16 protein-coding genes and 1 tRNA gene are annotated in these 16126 nt (G+C 73.0%); 10 read left to right on the top strand and 7 right to left on the bottom strand.

Features of this window, described 5'->3' with window-relative positions:
- Window positions 1-53 precede the first annotated feature (53 nt).
- A tRNA-Leu gene (locus tag AB0D66_RS23135) sits at window positions 54-138 on the top strand.
- 130 nt (window positions 139-268) lie between these two features.
- Here AB0D66_RS23135 and AB0D66_RS23130 read toward each other — a convergent pair.
- The 3 genes from AB0D66_RS23130 to AB0D66_RS23120 form a co-directional block, all read right to left on the bottom strand.
- A complete protein-coding gene (locus tag AB0D66_RS23130; protein ID WP_362306577.1) occupies window positions 269-1708 on the bottom strand; it encodes an amino acid permease in 1440 nt (479 codons plus the stop codon).
- Between the two features lie 219 nt (window positions 1709-1927).
- Window positions 1928-3472, bottom strand: a complete 1545-nt coding sequence (locus AB0D66_RS23125; protein ID WP_362306574.1) for an APC family permease — start codon at window positions 3470-3472, stop codon at window positions 1928-1930.
- Between the two features lie 83 nt (window positions 3473-3555).
- The gene (locus AB0D66_RS23120; protein WP_362306571.1) at window positions 3556-4503 is read right to left on the bottom strand and encodes a hypothetical protein; all 948 of its coding nucleotides are present in this window, start codon (window positions 4501-4503) and stop codon (window positions 3556-3558) included.
- A 273-nt stretch (window positions 4504-4776) separates the two neighbouring features.
- Here AB0D66_RS23120 and AB0D66_RS23115 point away from each other — a divergent pair, with 273 nt between their 5' ends.
- A complete protein-coding gene (locus AB0D66_RS23115) occupies window positions 4777-5202 on the top strand; it encodes an ASCH domain-containing protein (protein ID WP_362306568.1) in 426 nt (141 codons plus the stop codon).
- Window positions 5203-5236: 34 nt separating this feature from the next.
- Here AB0D66_RS23115 and AB0D66_RS23110 read toward each other — a convergent pair whose 3' ends face one another.
- Complete coding sequence (locus AB0D66_RS23110) at window positions 5237-6892, bottom strand: FAD-binding dehydrogenase (protein WP_362306565.1); 1656 nt, start codon at window positions 6890-6892, stop codon at window positions 5237-5239.
- An 85-nt stretch (window positions 6893-6977) separates the two neighbouring features.
- Between AB0D66_RS23110 and AB0D66_RS23105 the strand changes: the two genes are divergently transcribed.
- The 8 genes from AB0D66_RS23105 to AB0D66_RS23070 all read left to right on the top strand — a co-directional run bounded on the left by AB0D66_RS23105 (window position 6978) and on the right by AB0D66_RS23070 (window position 12941).
- Window positions 6978-7502: an NUDIX domain-containing protein gene (locus AB0D66_RS23105; RefSeq protein WP_362306562.1), complete on the top strand. Its 525-nt coding sequence runs from the start codon at window positions 6978-6980 to the stop codon at window positions 7500-7502.
- Window positions 7499-7897, top strand: coding sequence for a DUF202 domain-containing protein (locus AB0D66_RS23100; RefSeq protein ID WP_362306559.1), 399 nt, complete (start codon window positions 7499-7501; stop codon window positions 7895-7897). Before AB0D66_RS23105 ends, AB0D66_RS23100 begins: the two co-directional genes overlap by 4 nt.
- Complete coding sequence (locus AB0D66_RS23095) at window positions 7894-8217, top strand: DUF202 domain-containing protein (RefSeq protein ID WP_362306556.1); 324 nt, start codon at window positions 7894-7896, stop codon at window positions 8215-8217. Before AB0D66_RS23100 ends, AB0D66_RS23095 begins: the two co-directional genes overlap by 4 nt.
- A gap of 94 nt (window positions 8218-8311) precedes the next feature.
- Entirely contained in the window at window positions 8312-8608 is a 297-nt protein-coding gene (locus AB0D66_RS23090; protein ID WP_362306553.1) for a hypothetical protein, read from the top strand.
- Between the two features lie 103 nt (window positions 8609-8711).
- Window positions 8712-9623, top strand: coding sequence for an MBL fold metallo-hydrolase (locus tag AB0D66_RS23085; protein WP_362306550.1), 912 nt, complete (start codon window positions 8712-8714; stop codon window positions 9621-9623).
- Window positions 9624-9733: 110 nt separating this feature from the next.
- Complete coding sequence (locus AB0D66_RS23080; RefSeq protein ID WP_362306547.1) at window positions 9734-10792, top strand: phosphotransferase family protein; 1059 nt, start codon at window positions 9734-9736, stop codon at window positions 10790-10792.
- A gap of 12 nt (window positions 10793-10804) precedes the next feature.
- On the top strand, window positions 10805-12028 hold the full coding sequence (locus tag AB0D66_RS23075; protein ID WP_362306544.1) for an acyl-CoA dehydrogenase family protein: 1224 nt from the start codon (window positions 10805-10807) through the stop codon (window positions 12026-12028).
- A gap of 253 nt (window positions 12029-12281) precedes the next feature.
- Window positions 12282-12941: an acetate uptake transporter gene (locus tag AB0D66_RS23070; protein WP_362306541.1), complete on the top strand. Its 660-nt coding sequence runs from the start codon at window positions 12282-12284 to the stop codon at window positions 12939-12941.
- A 2-nt stretch (window positions 12942-12943) separates the two neighbouring features.
- Here AB0D66_RS23070 and AB0D66_RS23065 read toward each other — a convergent pair whose 3' ends face one another.
- The 3 genes from AB0D66_RS23065 to AB0D66_RS23055 are packed head-to-tail and all read right to left on the bottom strand — an operon-like array spanning window position 12944 to window position 16105.
- Window positions 12944-13549 (bottom strand): TetR/AcrR family transcriptional regulator, encoded by a 606-nt coding sequence (locus AB0D66_RS23065; protein WP_362306538.1) that lies wholly within the window; start codon window positions 13547-13549, stop codon window positions 12944-12946.
- A 49-nt stretch (window positions 13550-13598) separates the two neighbouring features.
- The gene (locus AB0D66_RS23060) at window positions 13599-15338 is read right to left on the bottom strand and encodes an AMP-binding protein (protein WP_362306536.1); all 1740 of its coding nucleotides are present in this window, start codon (window positions 15336-15338) and stop codon (window positions 13599-13601) included.
- Window positions 15335-16105, bottom strand: a complete 771-nt coding sequence (locus tag AB0D66_RS23055) for an SDR family NAD(P)-dependent oxidoreductase (RefSeq protein ID WP_362306533.1) — start codon at window positions 16103-16105, stop codon at window positions 15335-15337. The genes AB0D66_RS23060 and AB0D66_RS23055 overlap by 4 nt, the downstream gene beginning before the upstream one ends.
- Window positions 16106-16126 lie beyond the last annotated feature (21 nt).

The following is a 16126-nucleotide window of genomic DNA, read 5'->3' as shown; positions in this document are numbered from 1 at the left end:
GGTAATGTTTTCCACGTCGGAACGGCCCGCGAGGGACGCGAGACAGACACCTTGTCCGGGTGGCGGAATGGCAGACGCGCTAGCTTGAGGTGCTAGTGCCCTTTATCGGGCGTGGGGGTTCAAGTCCCCCCTCGGACACAGAAGAAGGACCCCGCTTCGGCGGGGTCCTTTTCGTTGTCCCGGGCGCACGGACGCCGAAAGGCCGCTCACGGGCCCCGGGCGAGGGGCCCCGTGAGCGGCCGGGACGGTCAGTCTCGGGCCGCGGCGGTCAGTCGCGGGCCGCGGCGATCTCCGCCACCCGGCGGCGCACCAGGAACCAGCCGCCGACCAGGGCCGCGCCGATGGCCGGGACGAACATGACCGTGGTGCGGCCGACGCCTCCGTCGCACCACATCAGCACGAGGACCGTGAGGAGGAAGACCAGGGTCACGAGCTGGGTGTACGGGGCCCAGGGCAGGCGGTAGGCGGGGCGCTCGACCCGGCCCTGCTTCGCGCGGCGCCAGAAGTGGAGCGAGCAGATCATGACCATCGCCCAGGTGCCGAGGATGCCCAGCGAGGCGAAGTTCAGGACGATCTCGAAGGCCTCCTCCGCCATGAAGTAGTTCAGGACGACGCCCGCGACGCCGAAGGCGGCGGTGAAGAGGACGCCGCCGTAGGGGACCTTGCCCTTGTTCATGACGCCGGTGAACCGGGGGGCCGAGCCGGACAGGGCCATGGAGCGCAGGATGCGGCCGGTGGAGTAGAGGCCGGAGTTCAGGCTGGAGAGGGCCGCCGTCAGCACGACCAGGTTCATGATGCCGGCGGCGCCGGGGACGCCGAGCTTGTCGAAGACCGTGACGAAGGGGCTCTGGTCGGAGGAGTAGGCCGTGTACGGGAGCAGCACCGCGAGCAGGACCACGGAGCCGACGTAGAAGAGGCCCACGCGCCACATGATCGAGTTGATCGCCTTCGGCATGATCTTCTCGGGGTTCTCGGTCTCGCCGGCGGCGACGCCGCAGAGCTCGACGGAGGCGTACGCGAAGACCACGCCCTGGATGACCAGGAGCATCGGCAGGACGCCGGACGGGAAGAGGCCGCCGTTGTCGCTGATGGTGGACAGGCCGGGGGTGTGGCCGCCGATCTCGTGGCTGGTGGCCACGAGCCAGATGCCGACGATCAGGAAGATGACCAGGGCGGCGACCTTGACCAGGGAGAACCAGAACTCCATCTCGCCGAAGTACTTCACCGAGATCAGGTTCGCGGTGAGGACGACGGCGAGGGCGATGAAGGCGAGGACCCACTGGGGGACGTCGGTGAACAGCGACCAGAAGTGGGCGTAGGTCGCGGCGGCCGTGATGTCGGCCACAGTGGTCGTGGACCAGTTGAGGAAGTAGAGCCAGCCCGCCGTGTAGGCGCCCTTCTCCCCCATGAACTCGCGCGCGTAGGAGACGAAGGCGCCGGAGGAGGGACGGTAGAGCACGAGCTCGCCGAGGGCCCGGACGACGAAGAAGGCGAAGACGCCGCACACCGCGTAGGCGATCGCCAGCGAGGGGCCGGCCCCTGCCAGGCGGCCTCCGGCGCCGAGGAACAGGCCGGTGCCTATCGCCCCGCCGATCGCGATCATGTTGATGTGGCGGGACTTGAGGTCCTTGCTGTAGCCCTCGTCACCGGCGTCGACGTGGCGGGAAGACGCCGGGGCGGGGGCCTCGGTCAAGGTGCGGTCACTCATGGATGACTTCGCCTTCGTGGGGGTCGGACAAGGCAGGCCCGGACCGCCGCGCAGGGGAGCTGGGTGGTGTCCCCTGTGCTGCGGTTCGGTCGTTTTGATCGCCCCAGGAGACCATGGGGGTCCGCCACCCGCCAAAATCAGCCCAGCGCATCGAAGCCCCCGACGACCTTGGAAAGGGTCGTCGGGGGCTTCGCGGAAGCTGGAAAGCCAGGCTCTGGGTCAGTCTCGGGTGGTGGCCTCTGCTGCCTGGTCGAGGCGGAAGGCTTCGTTGCCGAGGCCGATGCGGGCGTGCACCTCGGGGCGGTTGCGGCGCAGGAAGGCCCCGTAGAGCAGGCCGCCGGCGACGGCGGCGGCGATGATGCCCGGCAGGACCCAGTTGAGGGCGGAGCCCTCGGCCGCGCCGACCAGGACGCCGAAGTCCTTGACGGTGTAGACGGCGATGGCGAGCAGCGCGAGGCCGGCGGCGCCGGCCGCGACGAGGCGCCAGACCTGGGCGCCGGCGGTGCCGCGGCGGACGAAGAAGGCGATGACGGCGAAGGAGGCGGCGGCCATGAGGAGGGTCACGCCCAGGGCGCCGACGCTGCCCATCCACGTGAACAGGTGGAGTACGGGGGCGGTCGGGTCGCCGGTGGGCATGTCGTCGGTGACGGCGAAGGCGGTCACGACGACGGCGGCGACGCCGGTCTGCAGGAGGGAGCCGGTGCCGGGGGCGCCGGTGCCGGAGTTGGTCCGGCCGAAGGCGGCCGGGAGCAGGCCCTCGCGGCCCATCGCGAAGGCGTAGCGGGCGACCACGTTGTGGAAGCTGAGCATGGCCGCGAACATGCCGGTCACGAAGAGGACGTGCAGCACGTCGGTGAAGGCGCCGCCGAGGCGGGCCTCGGTGAGCTGGAAGAGCAGGCCGGGGCCGGCTTCGGCGGACGTCTTGACGACCTCGGAGGGGCCGGTGGCGACGGTGAGGGCCCAGGCGCTCAGGGCGAAGAAGAGGGCGACGAAGCCGACGGCGAGGAACATCACCCGGGAGACGACGATGTGCGGCTTGCTGGTCTCCTCGGCGTACACCGGGGACTGCTCGAAGCCGACGAACGCGGCGATGCAGAAGCACAGGGCGGTGCCCAGACCGGGGCCGCTGAGGGTCTCCGGGTTGAAGGCGTGCAGGGAGAGGCCTTCGGCGCCGGGCTTGCCGAGGGCGGCGGCGTCGAAGACGACGACCAGGGCGACCTCGATGAGGAGGAGGACGCCGAGCACCTTGGCGTTGAGGTCGATCTTCAGCCAGCCGAGTGCGCCGGTGGCGGCGACGGCGAGCAGGGCCGGGATCCACCAGGCGAGTTCGATGCCGAGGTAGGTGGCGAAGAGGCCGGATATCTCGAAGCCGAGGATGCCGTAGACGCCGACCTGCATGGCGCTGTACGCGACGAGGGCGACCAGGGAGGCCCCGGCGCCCGCGGTGGGGCCGAGGCCGCGGGCGATGTAGGCGTAGAAGGCGCCGGCGTTGTGGACGTGCCGGCTCATCTCCGCGTAGCCGATGCTGAAGAGCGCCAGGACGAGGCCGAGGATGACGAAGAGCAGCGGCTGGCCCACGATGCCCATGACGCCGAAGGTGGTGGGCATCACACCGGCGACCACCATCAGGGGCGCGCTGGCGGCCAGTACGGAGAGCAGCAGGCCGGCGGTACCGAGGCGGTCGGCGCGCAGGGCCCGGTCCTGGCCCTTGTACGTGCGGATCTCGGCCGGGTCCTGGAGCGTGGTGGATCTGCCCGTCGGCATGGCGGGTCCGTCCTTTCGTGTGGGGTGGGGCAGGGGTGGTCCCGGGGTGGCCCCGGGCGGGGCGGACGGGGTTCGGGCAGCGGTCACGCGGTGCCGAGCGCGGCCCGCCGTGCGGCGAGGAAGGCCTTGTGCGGGTCGAGGTCCGGGTAGGACCAGGGGGCGGGGGTCGCGTGGCTGCCGATCCGGTGGAACAGGGCGGCGGCCTCGGCGGGACGGCCCTCGCAGAGCTTGGCGTGGGCGAGGAAGTTGAGGTCGACGCGGTTGCGCGGGTGGTCCTCGCGCTCCCACTCCAGCCACCAGTCGAAGGCGGAGCGCAGCACCGTGCGGGCCCGCCGGCCGGACCAGTGCTGGGCGGCGTTGCCGAAGGTGTGCCCGTGGGTGGCGGCCAGTACCCGGTAGCGCTCGGCGTGCGCGATGACCGGGAGCACGGCGAGCGGGGAGTCGGCCGGGGACTCCTCGGCGGCCCAGGCCGCGAAGTCGTAGACCTCGTGGAGCGGGTCGTGGCCGGAGGCGGGGGTGCGTTCGGCCAGCCTGGCGACCATCAGGTGGTGGGCGTGGTGGTGCTCGCGGTGCCGGGCCCGGACCTGGTCGAAGTGGCGGCTGAACTCCTCCTCGGTGCCGAAGGCCCGGGACAGCAGGAGCAGGCCGAGCCAGGGGGTCGGGTCGGCGGGCAGCAGGGCGGCGGCCCGGCGGCAGGCCTCCTCGGCCGCGGCCGGGGTGCCCTTGCGGCGCAGGGCGGAGAAGACGGCGGCGCAGGCGAGGAGGGTGGCGGCGTCGGCGCTCTCGGGTTCGGCGAGCAGCCATTCGCGGGCCCAGGCGGTGGCCGCCGGGGTCTCGGCGAGCACGACGACGCGGTGGCCGCGGCGGTCCCAGTCGTCGCCGGTGCCGACGAGCAGGGACCGGGCCTTGGACCAGCGGCCCTGGGTGAACTGGGAGCGCACGTCGACGAGTTCGGCGTCGCAGAGGGCCGGGTCGAAGAGCTGGGCGTCCCGCTTGCGGGCGCGGCCGAGGGGCGGCGGAGGCGGGGACATCCGCGGGTTTTCCCTCCAGGGCGCGGGCGGACGAGGAGTGCTGGCGAGCGGTGGCCGGAAAACGTGCATGATGCACGTGGGTGGTCCGGCCGTGTGGCGTGCGGATCGTGCCGGTGAGCGAACCGGTGATCACTGACAGCAAAGCGGTACGCACAGCTCCGAGTCAAGGTCCAGTCCACTGCGTGGCGGGTTTCAACTGGTCTGACGATGGTGTGAGTTGGGGTGCTTGTGCCGGTTCGGGGTGGACTTCGGGCCATCCCCTAGGCTCGGGACATGACGACCGACGACGATCTTCCTCCGTATCTGCTGGGCTTCCCCGGACCGCTGCGCGACCGGCTGGTCGCGGCCGTGCTGAGCGGGGCGAAGACCTCGACGACGGGGTTGCTCGCGGGGTACGAGGCGGAGGGCGAGCCGCTGCCCGTGGCGGGGCAGCGGACGGCACTGCTGGATTCCGCCGCGTGTCCGGTGGCCGTCCTGGAGGTGACGGACGTACGCGTCCTGCCGCTCGGGGAGGTGGACCTGGAGCACGCGCTGGCCGAGGGCGAGGGGTACGCGTCCGTGGCCGAATGGCGCTCCTCCCACGAGGAGTTCTGGCACGGCGCCGAGCTGCGCGAGCTGCTCGGCGATCCGGGGTTCACCGTGGACGACGGCACGCCGGTGGTGACGGAGCGGTTCCGGATCGTCGAGCGGCTGGGCTGAGCGCGTCGGGGGGCCGGTGCGGCCGCGGCGGGGGTCAGCCGACCGCCTTGGCCGCGGCCCGGCCCGCCGCCCGCCCCGAGAAGATGCAGCCGCCCAGGAAGGTGCCCTCCAGGGCCCGGTAGCCGTGCACCCCGCCGCCGCCGAAGCCTGCCGCCTCGCCCGCCGCGTAGACCCCGGGCAGCGGCTCGCCGTCCGCCCCCAGGACGCGCGAGGAGAGGTCGGTCTCCAGGCCGCCCAGGGACTTGCGGGTCAGGATCGAGAGCCGTACGGCGATCAGCGGGCCGGCCCCGGGATCCAGGATCCGGTGCGGTGCGGCCGTGCGGATCAGCTTGTCGCCGAGGTACCTGCGTGCCCCGTGGATGGCCGTCACCTGGAGGTCCTTGCTGAACGGGTTGGCGATCTCCCGGTCCCGGGCGGTGATCACGCGGCGCAGTTCCGCCTCGTCGATCAGGTCCTCCTTGGTGACCGCGTTCATCCCGCGCACCAGGGCGGACAGGTCGCGCTCGACGACGAAGTCCGCGCCGTGGTCCATGAAGGCCTTCACCGGCCCGGGGACGGCCTGCCGGGCCCGGTTGATGACGTCGCGGACCGACTTGCCGGTGAGGTCCGGGTTCTGCTCGGAGCCGGAGAGGGCGAACTCCTTGCCGATGATGCGCTGGTTGAGGACGAACCAGGTGTGGTCGTGGCCGGTCTGCATGATGTGGTCGAGGGTGCCGAGCGTGTCGAAGCCCGGGAAGAGCGGGACGGGCAGCCGCCGGCCCGTCGCGTCCAGCCAGAGCGAGGAGGGGCCCGGCAGGATCCGGATCCCGTGCCTGGCCCAGATCGGGTCCCAGTTCCCGATGCCCTCGGTGTAGTGCCACATCCGGTCCTTGTTGATGTGGCTGGCGCCCGCCTCCTCGGCGATCCCGAGCATCAGGCCGTCCACGTGGGCGGGGACCCCGGACAGCATCCGCTCGGGCGGGGTGCCGAGCCGGGCGGGCCACTGTGCGCGGACCAGGTCGTGGTTGCCGCCGATGCCGCCGCTGGTCACGATCACGGCCTGGGCCCGCAGGGAGAAGGCCCCGGCGCTCTCGCGGCTGCTCGCGGTGCCCCGTACGGCGTCGGAGGGCTCCAGGACCTCGCCGGTCACGGTGTCGACGGCGCCCGCGGTGCGGGAGAGGCCGGTCACCCGGTGCCGGAACCTCAGCTGGACCAGTCCGCGGGCCACCCCGGCCCGGACCCGGCGTTCGAAGGGCTCGACCAGGCCGGGGCCGGTGCCCCAGGTGATGTGGAAGCGGGGGACGGAATTGCCGTGGCCCTCGGCGTCGTAGCCGCCGCGCTCGGCCCAGCCGACCACCGGGAAGAACCGGACGCCCTGCGCGTGCAGCCAGGGGCGCTTCTCGCCGGCGGCGAAGTCCACGTAGGCCTCGGCCCAGCGGCGCGGCCAGCCGTCCTCCTCGCGGTCGAAGCCGGCGGTGCCCAGCCAGTCCTGGAGGGCGAGGTCGCGACTGTCCTTGATCCGCATCCGGCGCTGCTCGGGCGAGTCCACGAGGAACAGCCCGCCGAAGGACCAGTGGGCCTGGCCGCCGATGGACTGCTCGGGCTCCTGGTCGAGCAGGATGACCTTCCGGCCCGCGTCGACGAGTTCGGCGGTGGCCGCGAGCCCGGCCAGCCCGGCCCCGATCACGATCACGTCAGCGTCGTACGTCATGCGTATACCCGTCCTCCGTCGGTGGTGGGGCAGATCCTTGGCTACGGAGCGGTAACCAGTCAACAGCGGTGGTTGGATGAACCGCGTGAGTGCCGCTGATGAAGTACTGGACGTGGTGGACCGGGACGACCGGGTCCTCGGGCAGGCCCCGCGGGGCGAGGTGTACGCGCGGGGGCTGATCCACCGCTGTGTGTTCGTGCTGGCCTCGGACGCCCGGGGGCGGATCTTCGTGCACCGGCGCACGGCCTCGAAGCTGGTGTTCCCCTCGCACTACGACATGTTCGTGGGCGGGGTGCTGGGCGCCGGGGAGAACTATGCGCGAGCCGCGCTGCGGGAGGCCGAGGAGGAGCTCGGGGTGACCGGGCTGCCGCAGCCGGAGCCGCTGTTCAAGTTCCTGTACGAGGGCCCGGGCGGGGCCTGGTGGTCCTCCGTGCACGAGGTGCGGTGCGAGCTGCCGGTGGCTCCGCAGGAGTCGGAGGTGGACTGGCACACCTACCTCCCGCCCGAGGAGCTGGACCGGCGCGTCGCCGGCGGGGAGTGGGCCTGGGTGCCGGACGGCCTGGAGGCGTACCGGCGGCTGCGGGAGTTCCGCCGTAGATTGCCCTTGTGATCGACTTCGTCAAAGACGTCCGCCTCTGGTTCGCGCCGCAGGGCCTCCAGGACGAGGGCGAGACCCCCGACTACCGCTTCTCGCTGGCCAACGAGCGGACCTTCCTCGCCTGGATCCGGACCGCGCTGGCCCTGGTGGGCGGCGGTTTCGCCGTGGACCAGTTCCTGCCGGACCTGCGGTGGGGCGTGCGGGTCGGGATGGCCTTCGCGCTGCTGGCGGTGGGCGCGGCCTGCGCGCTGCGGGCGGTGAACCACTGGATGCGGTGCGAGCGGGCGATGCGGCGGGGCGAGGACCTGCCGCTGTCGCGGTTCCCGGTGGTGCTGAGCCTGGGGGTCGGGTTGGTCGCGGTGGCGATGGTGGTGGTCGTGGCGCTCGGCTGGACGTCGGGGCGGTGAGCCCGTCCCCGGACGGTGAGGCGCGCGACGCGGGACTGCAGCCCGAACGGACCCGGCTCGCGTGGCGGCGTACGACGCTGGCCTCCTCGGTGGTGGTGGTGCTGGCGCTGCGGCAGGCGCTGCGCGGGTCCGGGCGGCCGGTGGAGGTGGCCGGGGCGGCGGTGGCCGCGCTGGTCTGGCTGGCGTTCCTGGGGGTGGCGCACCGGCGGATCCGGGAGCTGGCGGCCGGCCGGCCGCCGGGGCTGGGGCCGCGCGCGGCCCTGGGGGTGGTGGCCTGCACGCTGGCGCTGGCGGTGTTCGCGATGGCCGTGATCGTCTGAGCCCGGCGGTCTGATGATCCGGCTTTCCCGCGCCACCCGGACACTCCTCGGACAGAACGGGCGATACCGGGTGATCCGCACTAGCCTCGGCCCCATGACCACCCAGCACCTGGAACACCCCACACACGCCCACAGCCACGGTCCTGACTGCGGCCACCAGGCCGTCCCGCACGGCGACCACGTCGACTACGCGCACGACGGACACCTGCACCGGGAGCACTCCGGGCACTGGGACGAGTGCGAGAGCGAGGGGCACACCGCCCACGACGGCCACACCCACGTGCACGGCTCGGACTGCGGGCACGAGGCGGTCCGGCACGGCGACCACGTGGACTACGTGCACGACGGGCACCGGCACGCCGAGCACGACGGGCACTACGATGACCACTGAGGCGCGCGGCCGCTGAGCGCGAACGCGCCACCCGCCCTCCCCCGGGCCCGCGACGGCTGGCAGGATGCCGAACGACCGTCAAAGCGACCCGGGGAGAGCGCGGATGACCGCCGACAAGCCGTATCTCGTCCAGCCCGCACCGGGGGTGCACGCCTACGTCCAGCCGGACGGCGGCTGGTGCCTCAACAACGCCGGGTTCGTCAGCGACGGCGGCCGGACGCTGCTCGTCGACACCGCCGCCACCGAGCGGCGCGCCCTGGCCCTGCGCGAGGCGGTCACGGCCACCGGGGCGCCGCTCCCCCGCACGGTCGTGAACACCCACCACCACGGCGACCACACCTACGGCAACGGCGTGTTCACGCCCGAGGCGCTGGTCCTCGGGCACGACAACGCGCGGGCCGAGCAGCTCGCCGCCGGGCACCAGCTCGAGATGATCTGGCCCGCGACCGACTTCGGCGCGATAGAGATCACCGCACCCGACCTCACCTACAGCGACCGGATGACCCTGCACGTCGGCGGGACGGAGGTGCGGGTCATCCACCCGGGCGTGGCGCACACCACCGGCGACTCGATCGTGTGGCTGCCCCGGCAGCGGGTGGTGTTCACCGGCGACCTGGTGTTCGCCGAGGGCACGCCCTTCCTCGCGATGGGCTCCCTGGCCGGCTCGCTGCGGGCGCTGGAGCTGCTGCGCTCCCTGGACGCGGAGACCGTCGTACCGGGACACGGGCCGCTGACCGACGCCTCGGCCTACGACGCCACCGAGCGCTACCTGCGGTACGTAGCAGAACTGGCCCGGGAGGGGCGGGCGGAGGGGCTGACCCCGCTGGATACGGCCCGGCGGGCCGATCTCGGAGAGTTCGCGGCGTGGCGGGAGAGCGAGCGGCTGGTGGCGAACCTGCACCGGGCGTACGCGGAACTGGCCGGAGAACCGGAGGGCGCCGCGCTCGACATCCCGGCCGTCCTGGGGGACATGACGGTGATGAACGGCGGGACGCCGCTCCTCTGCCATGCCTGAACGGGCCCGGAGGAGTTCTTTCGGCCGACGCCCTGGACTACATACCGACTGGTCGGCATGATGGCTCCGAGCGAACTGTCACCGTCGAACCCCGTACGGAGGTGCCCCCCATGACCCCAGCCCCGGACGATCCGCGAGGCCTCGATCTGGAACGGCTGCGCGGCCATCTCGACGCCGCGCGGCCCGGGCTCGCGGCCGGGGCGCTGACCGCCCGGCTGATCGAAGGGGGCCGGTCGAACCTCACGTACGAGGTCACCGACGGCTCCGGCCGCTGGGTGGTGCGCCGTCCCCCGCTCGGCCACGTCCTGGACACCGCGCACGACATGCGGCGCGAGCACCGGGTGATCGCCGCCCTGCACGGGACGGCCGTACCGGTGCCGGAACCGGTGCTGCTGTGCGAGGACGAGTCCGTGCTGGGGGCGCCGTTCTACGTCATGGAGTACGTGGAGGGGGTGCCCTACCGCACGGCGGACGAGCTCGCCGGGATCGGCCCCGAGCGCACCCGGCGGGCGGTGCTCGGCCTGGTCGACACCCTGGTGGACCTGCACGCGGTGGACCCCGCGGCCGTCGGGCTGGGCGACTTCGGGCGTCCCGAGGGCTTCCTGGACCGGCAGCTGCGCCGCTGGGGCAAGCAGCTCGCGGCCTCCCGGGGGCGGGAGCTCGCCGGGATCGACGAACTCCACGGAGCGCTCGGCCGGACGCTGCCCGCCTCCCCCGCGCCGACCGTGGTGCACGGGGACTTCCGGCTGGACAACGTACTGATCGGCGGCCCCGACGACAGGATCCGGGCGGTGCTGGACTGGGAGATGTCCACACTGGGGGATCCGCTCACCGACCTCGGGCTGCTGGTGATGTACAGCTCGGACCTGGGCCTGACCGAATCCCCGGTCAGCACCACCAGCGCGGCGCCGGGGCATCCGACCCCCGCGGAGCTGGTCGAGCGCTACGCGGCCCGCTCCGGACGGGACACCGGTGCGATCGCCTGGTACACGGCGTTCGCCTGGTTCAAGCTCGCGGTGATCCTCGAGGGGATCCACTACCGCTACACGCTCGGGCAGACCGTCGGCGCGGGCTTCGACCGGATCGGCGAGCTGGTCCCGGTCTTCATCGAGCACGGTCTGACCACCCTCCAGGCCCCCCGCACCACCAAAAACCGCCACGAAGGCTGAGGCACACGACCCATGGACTTCGCATTCGACGCCCGGACCGAGGAACTCCGCGAGCGGCTGCTCGCGTTCATGGAGGAGTACGTCTACCCGGCGGAAGCCGTCGCCGCCGAGCAGCGCGCACGGCTGGCCTCGCCCTGGGACACCCCGGCCGTCTTCGGTGAGCTGAAGGCCGAGGCGCGCCGCCAGGGGCTGTGGAACCTCTTCCTGCCGGACGCCGCGTACGGCGCCGGGCTGACCAACCTCCAGTACGCCCCGCTCGCCGAGATCACCGGCCGCAGCCCGCACCTGGCCCCGATGGCGACCAACTGCGCGGCCCCGGACACCGGCAACATGGAGCTGCTCGCGCAGTTCGGCTCCGAGGAGCACAAGAAGCAGTGGCTGGAGCCCCTGCTGGCCGGGGAGATCCGCTCCGCGTTCGCGATGACCGAGCCGGAGGTGGCGTCCTCGGACGCGACCAACATCGAGACGCGCATCGAGCGTGCGGGGGGCGGGGCCGCCGAGTACACGATCACCGGACGCAAGTGGTTCATCTCCGGGGCGATGAACCCGGACTGCAAGATCTTCATCGTGATGGGCAAGACGGACCCGCGGGGCGCCGATCCGCGCCGCCAGCAGTCGATGATCCTGGTGCCGCGCGACACCCCGGGGGTCGAGGTGCGCCGGGCCATGACGGTGTACGGGTACGAGGACCACGACCACGGCGGGCACGCCGAGGTGGTCTTCGACGGGGCGCGGGTCCCGGCGGCGAACCTGATCGGCGAGGAGGGCACCGGCTTCGCCATCGCCCAGGCGCGGCTCGGGCCGGGCCGCATCCACCACTGCATGCGGCTGATCGGCATGGCGGAGCGGGCCATCGAGCTGATGTGCCGGCGCGCCGTGGAACGGACGGCCTTCGGCAAGCCGCTGGCCGCACAGGGGGTCGTGCAGAACTGGATCGCGGACGCCCGGGTCACGGTGGAGCAGCTGCGGCTGCTGGTCCTGAAGACGGCCTGGCTGATGGACACGGCCGGGAACCGGGGCGCGCACACCGAGATCCAGGCCATCAAGATCGCGACCCCGCGGGCGGTGGTGCGGATCCTGGACGACGCGGTGCAGCTGTACGGCGCGGGCGGGGTGAGCCAGGACTTCCCGCTCGCCGAGCTGTGGGCGGCGGCGCGCACCCTGAGGCTGGCCGACGGCCCGGACGAGGTCCACCAGCGCTCCCTGGCACGGCGCGAGCTGAAGCGGTACATGTAGCGGCGGGGGCCTCCCCGACCCGGGCTTCGGGCCTGTGGGGGCCCGGCCTTCGGGGCCGGGGCCTTCGGGGCCGGGGCCTCGGGGCCGGGGCCTTCGGGGGTGGGGCCTTCGGGGGTGGGGCCTTCGGGGGTGGGAGCCGCTGGGCGGCTCGGCTTCGGGACTTCGGCCCCCGGCGGGTGGACCTTTGGTGGTCCAGACCAGTCGGGGAGTCCGATATATTCGGGATATCCCCCCACCGAAAGTGCCCTTCGCCATGCCCAGCTCCACCCTGGCCCCCGCGCCGCAGGCCCCGGCTCCGCAGGCCCCGGCTCCGCACCCCGAGGCCTCCCCCGCCACCGCGCCGCAGGCCGCCGCGGTCCGCCTCGCGAACCCCGGACCGCTCGGTCTGGCCGCCTTCGCCCTGACCACCTTCGTGCTCAGCCTCTTCAACTCGGGCCTGATCGCGAACGCGGCCCTCAGCGCCGTCGTGCTGCCGCTCGCCCTCTTCTACGGCGGCATCGCCCAGTTCGTGGCCGGCGTGCTGGAGTTCCGGCGCGGCAACACCTTCGGGACCACCGCCTTCGTCTCGTACGGCGCCTTCTGGATGGCCTTCGCGGGCTACGTGAAGTTCGTCGTGCCGACGCTGCCGGCCGGCCAGGCGCACATCGCCACCGGCTGGTTCCTCGTGGCCTGGTTCGTCTTCACCGCCTACATGTGCGTCGCCGCCATGAGGCTCGACCTGGCGCACCGGCTGCTGTTCGGCGTGCTGGCGCTGACCTTCCTGTTCCTGGCCCTGGGCGACCTGTCCCAGGTCACCGCCCTCGGCCACGTCGGCGGGTACCTCGGCCTGCTCTGCGCGGGCATCGCCTGGTACATCTCGTTCGCCGTGGTGACCGAGGAGACCTGGGGCCGCAAGGTCCTCCCGCTGGGCTGAACTCAGGGCCGCAGCGCCCGCAGCAGCAGGTCGGCGAGGTGATCGGCGACCTGCTGCGGGGTGAGCGGCCCGTCGGCGCGGTACCAGGTCGACAGGTGGTGCACGGACCCGAAGTGGTAGTCCACCACCAGGTCGGCGGGGGTGGCGGTGGAGAACACGCCGCTGCGCTGGCCCTCCTCGACCAGCGCGCGGAAGCGTTCGTGGTAGCGCCGCCGCTCCGCCCGCACCTGCTTGAACTTCTCCGGGCTGAGCTGGTGCATCGACCGGAAGAAGATCATCGCGTCGTCGAGGTTCTCGATGGTCGTGACCACCACGTCGGCGGCGGCCGCCCGCAGCCGGTCCTCGACCGGCGCGTCGGAGGCGGCCACGGCGTCGAGCCGCTGCTGCTGGCGGCGCAGCATCCGCGCGTACACCTCGTGCAGCAGGTCGTCCTTGGACCCGAAGTAGTGGTAGAGCGCGCCCTTGGTGACCCCGGCCGCCTCGACGATCTCCTGTACGGAGGTGCGGTCGTAGCCGCGCTCGGCGAACAGCCGGGTGGCGACGGCCAGCAGCCGCTGCGGCACCGGCGCCTCGTGCGCGCCTTCGGGTTCCGTGGTCCTGGCAGCCATGGCGCCGACCTTCCCTTCCCAATCCAGCTGTACGACCATCCGACTGTTTTCAGCCGCGATCGCGCAGTTCCCGTCGAAGGATCTTGCCACTGGTGGTCTTCGGCAGAACAGCCAGGATCTCCACCTGCCGGGGGTACTTGTAGGCGGCGAGGCGCTCGGCGCAGTAGGCGGACAGCTCGGCCGGCTCCGCGCGGGCGCCGGGGCGCAGGCTGACGTAGGCCTTCACGCTCTCCCCGCGGTAGGCGTCCGGCACGCCGACCACGGCCGCCTCGCGGACCGCCGGGTGGGTGTAGAGCACGTCCTCGACCTCACGCGGCCAGACCTTGAAGCCGGAGGCGTTGATCATGTCCTTCTTGCGGTCGACGACGTAGAGCCAGCCGTCCGGGTCCATGAAACCGACGTCCCCGGTGCGCAGTTCGCCCTCCGGAAAGGCCTGGGCGGTGTCCGCGGGCAGGCCCCAGTAGCCCGGGACGACCTGGGGACCGCGGACGGCTATCTCGCCGGTCTCGCCGAGGGGCACCTCGGCGCCCTGCTCGTCGAGGATCCGCACGACGGTGTCGGCGCCGGGGAGTCCGACGGAGAGGGCGCCGGAGGCCCGGTCGACGGGGGCTTCGAGGTGCGGGGGGACGCTGGCGCAGGGGGCGGTGCACTCGGTGAGGCCGTAGCCGTTGCGCAGGTAGAAGCCGAAGGCGCCGCGCAGCCGCTCGACGAGGGCGGGCGGCAGCGGGGCTCCGCCCGAGGAGACCACCTGGAACGAGGCGAAGTGGTCCCGGGTGGCCTCCGGATGGGCGGCCAGGGCCATGAAGGCGGTGGCCGGGCCGACGGTGTAGGCGGGCCGGTGCTCCAGGAAGGCGTCGAGCACGACCGCGGCGTCGAAGCGGTGGGCGAGGACCAGGGTGCCCGCGTTGGCGAAGCAGGCGGCGAGCTCGCAGACCATGCCGGTGATGTGGAAGAGGGGTGCGAGGGCGAAGTAGGCGGCGCCCTCCGGGAGCGGGTGGGCGGTGACCTGGCGGACGGCGTTGTACGTGAGGGCGCCGTGCGGGTTCATCGCGCCCTTGGGGGTGCCGCTGGTGCCGGAGGTGTAGCTGATGAGGGCGGTGTCGGCGGCGGTGAGCTGCGGGTCGTCCGGCGCGGGACGCCCGTCGTGGGCCACGGCGAAGAGGTCGCTGACGTGGGGATGCGCCGCCGGCGGGGCGGCGCCGGCCGCGGGGGCGGCGCGGTCCGCGGGGGCGGTGCGGTCCTTGGGGGCGGTGCGGTCCGCGGAAGAAGGCGGGGCCGTCGCGGGGCCGAGGACCCGCGGGTCGTTGCGGGTCTGGAAGTCCAGGTCGGAGGCGGTCAGGACGGTCCGTACGGCCGTCCCCCCGACGGCCTCGCGGAGGTACGCCGACCACGCGCGGCCGTCGCAGACCAGCGCGGCGGCCCCGGAGTCGCGCAGGATGTGCCCGACCTCCCCGGCCTTGTACATGGGGTTGAGCGGGACCACGACGGCCCCGGCCTTCCAGGCGGCGAGGACGGCCAGCACGAAGTGCGGCGTGTTCTGCAGCATGACGGCGACCCGGTCCCCGCGGCCGACGCCGCGCGCCGCGAGGTGGCCGGCCACCGAGTCGGAGAGCGCGTCGGCCTCGGCGTAGCCGGTGCGGCCGTCGAAGTAGGCGAGCGCGGTCCGCTCGGGGGCCCGGGCCGCGGCCGCGCGGAAGGCGTGCAGCACGGTCGGCAGCGGGGTGACGGGCGCCCGCTGGGCCGGGCTGAGCAGGCCGACCCACGGCTTGGCGGCGTACGGGGAGCTCACGGGGTCTCCCACTTGCGCTGGAGGTGGTTCATGCCGCTCAGCCAGCGGTCCGGATCGGTGGCGCGGGCGGCGTAGAAGTCCGCGACCTCGGGGTGCGGGAGGATCAAGAACCGGCCCTTCTCCATGCCGTCGAACAGTGCGTCAGCGACCGCCTCCGGCTCGATCGCGGTCGGCGCGAGCACGAGTTCGCCCGCCGATCCCGCGGCCGTCAGCATGTCGGTGCGCACCCCCTGCGGGCAGATGGCGTGGACCTGGACACCGCGGTGGCGGTAGGTCAGCGACAGCCATTCGGCGAAGGCGAGCGCACCGTGCTTGGTGACACTGTACGGCGCCGCGCCGATCATGGTCAGCAGTCCGGCGGCCGAGACGGTGGACACGAAGCGGCCGCTGCCCCGCTCGAGCCAGTCCGGCAGGAGCAGCCGGGCGGCGCGCACATGGGCCATGACGTTGGTGTCCCAGGCCGCCTCCCAGACGGCCTCGTCGGCGAACGCGTCGCCGCCGGAGGCCAGTCCGGCGTTGGCGCAGTAGACGTCGATCCCGCCGCCGAGGGCCTCCCGGGCCTCGGCCACGATCGCCGACGCGTCGCCGGGCACGGGGACCGCGCGGGGACCGATCGCGCCCGCCACCGCTGCCGCCTTGGCCGGGTCGAGGTCGTTGACGGCCACGGTGGCGCCCTCGGCGGCGAAGCGGTGGGCGAGGGCGGCGCCGATCCCGCCGCCCGCGCCGGTGACGACGACTCGCTGGTCCTGGTACGCGTACGCGCTCACGGGAATCACCCTTCGGGGAGG

The sequence above is a fragment of the Streptomyces sp. NPDC048270 genome, assembly GCF_040652335.1.
Lineage (GTDB): Bacteria > Actinomycetota > Actinomycetes > Streptomycetales > Streptomycetaceae > Streptomyces.
This window is presented reverse-complemented; position numbering and strand designations above follow the sequence as displayed.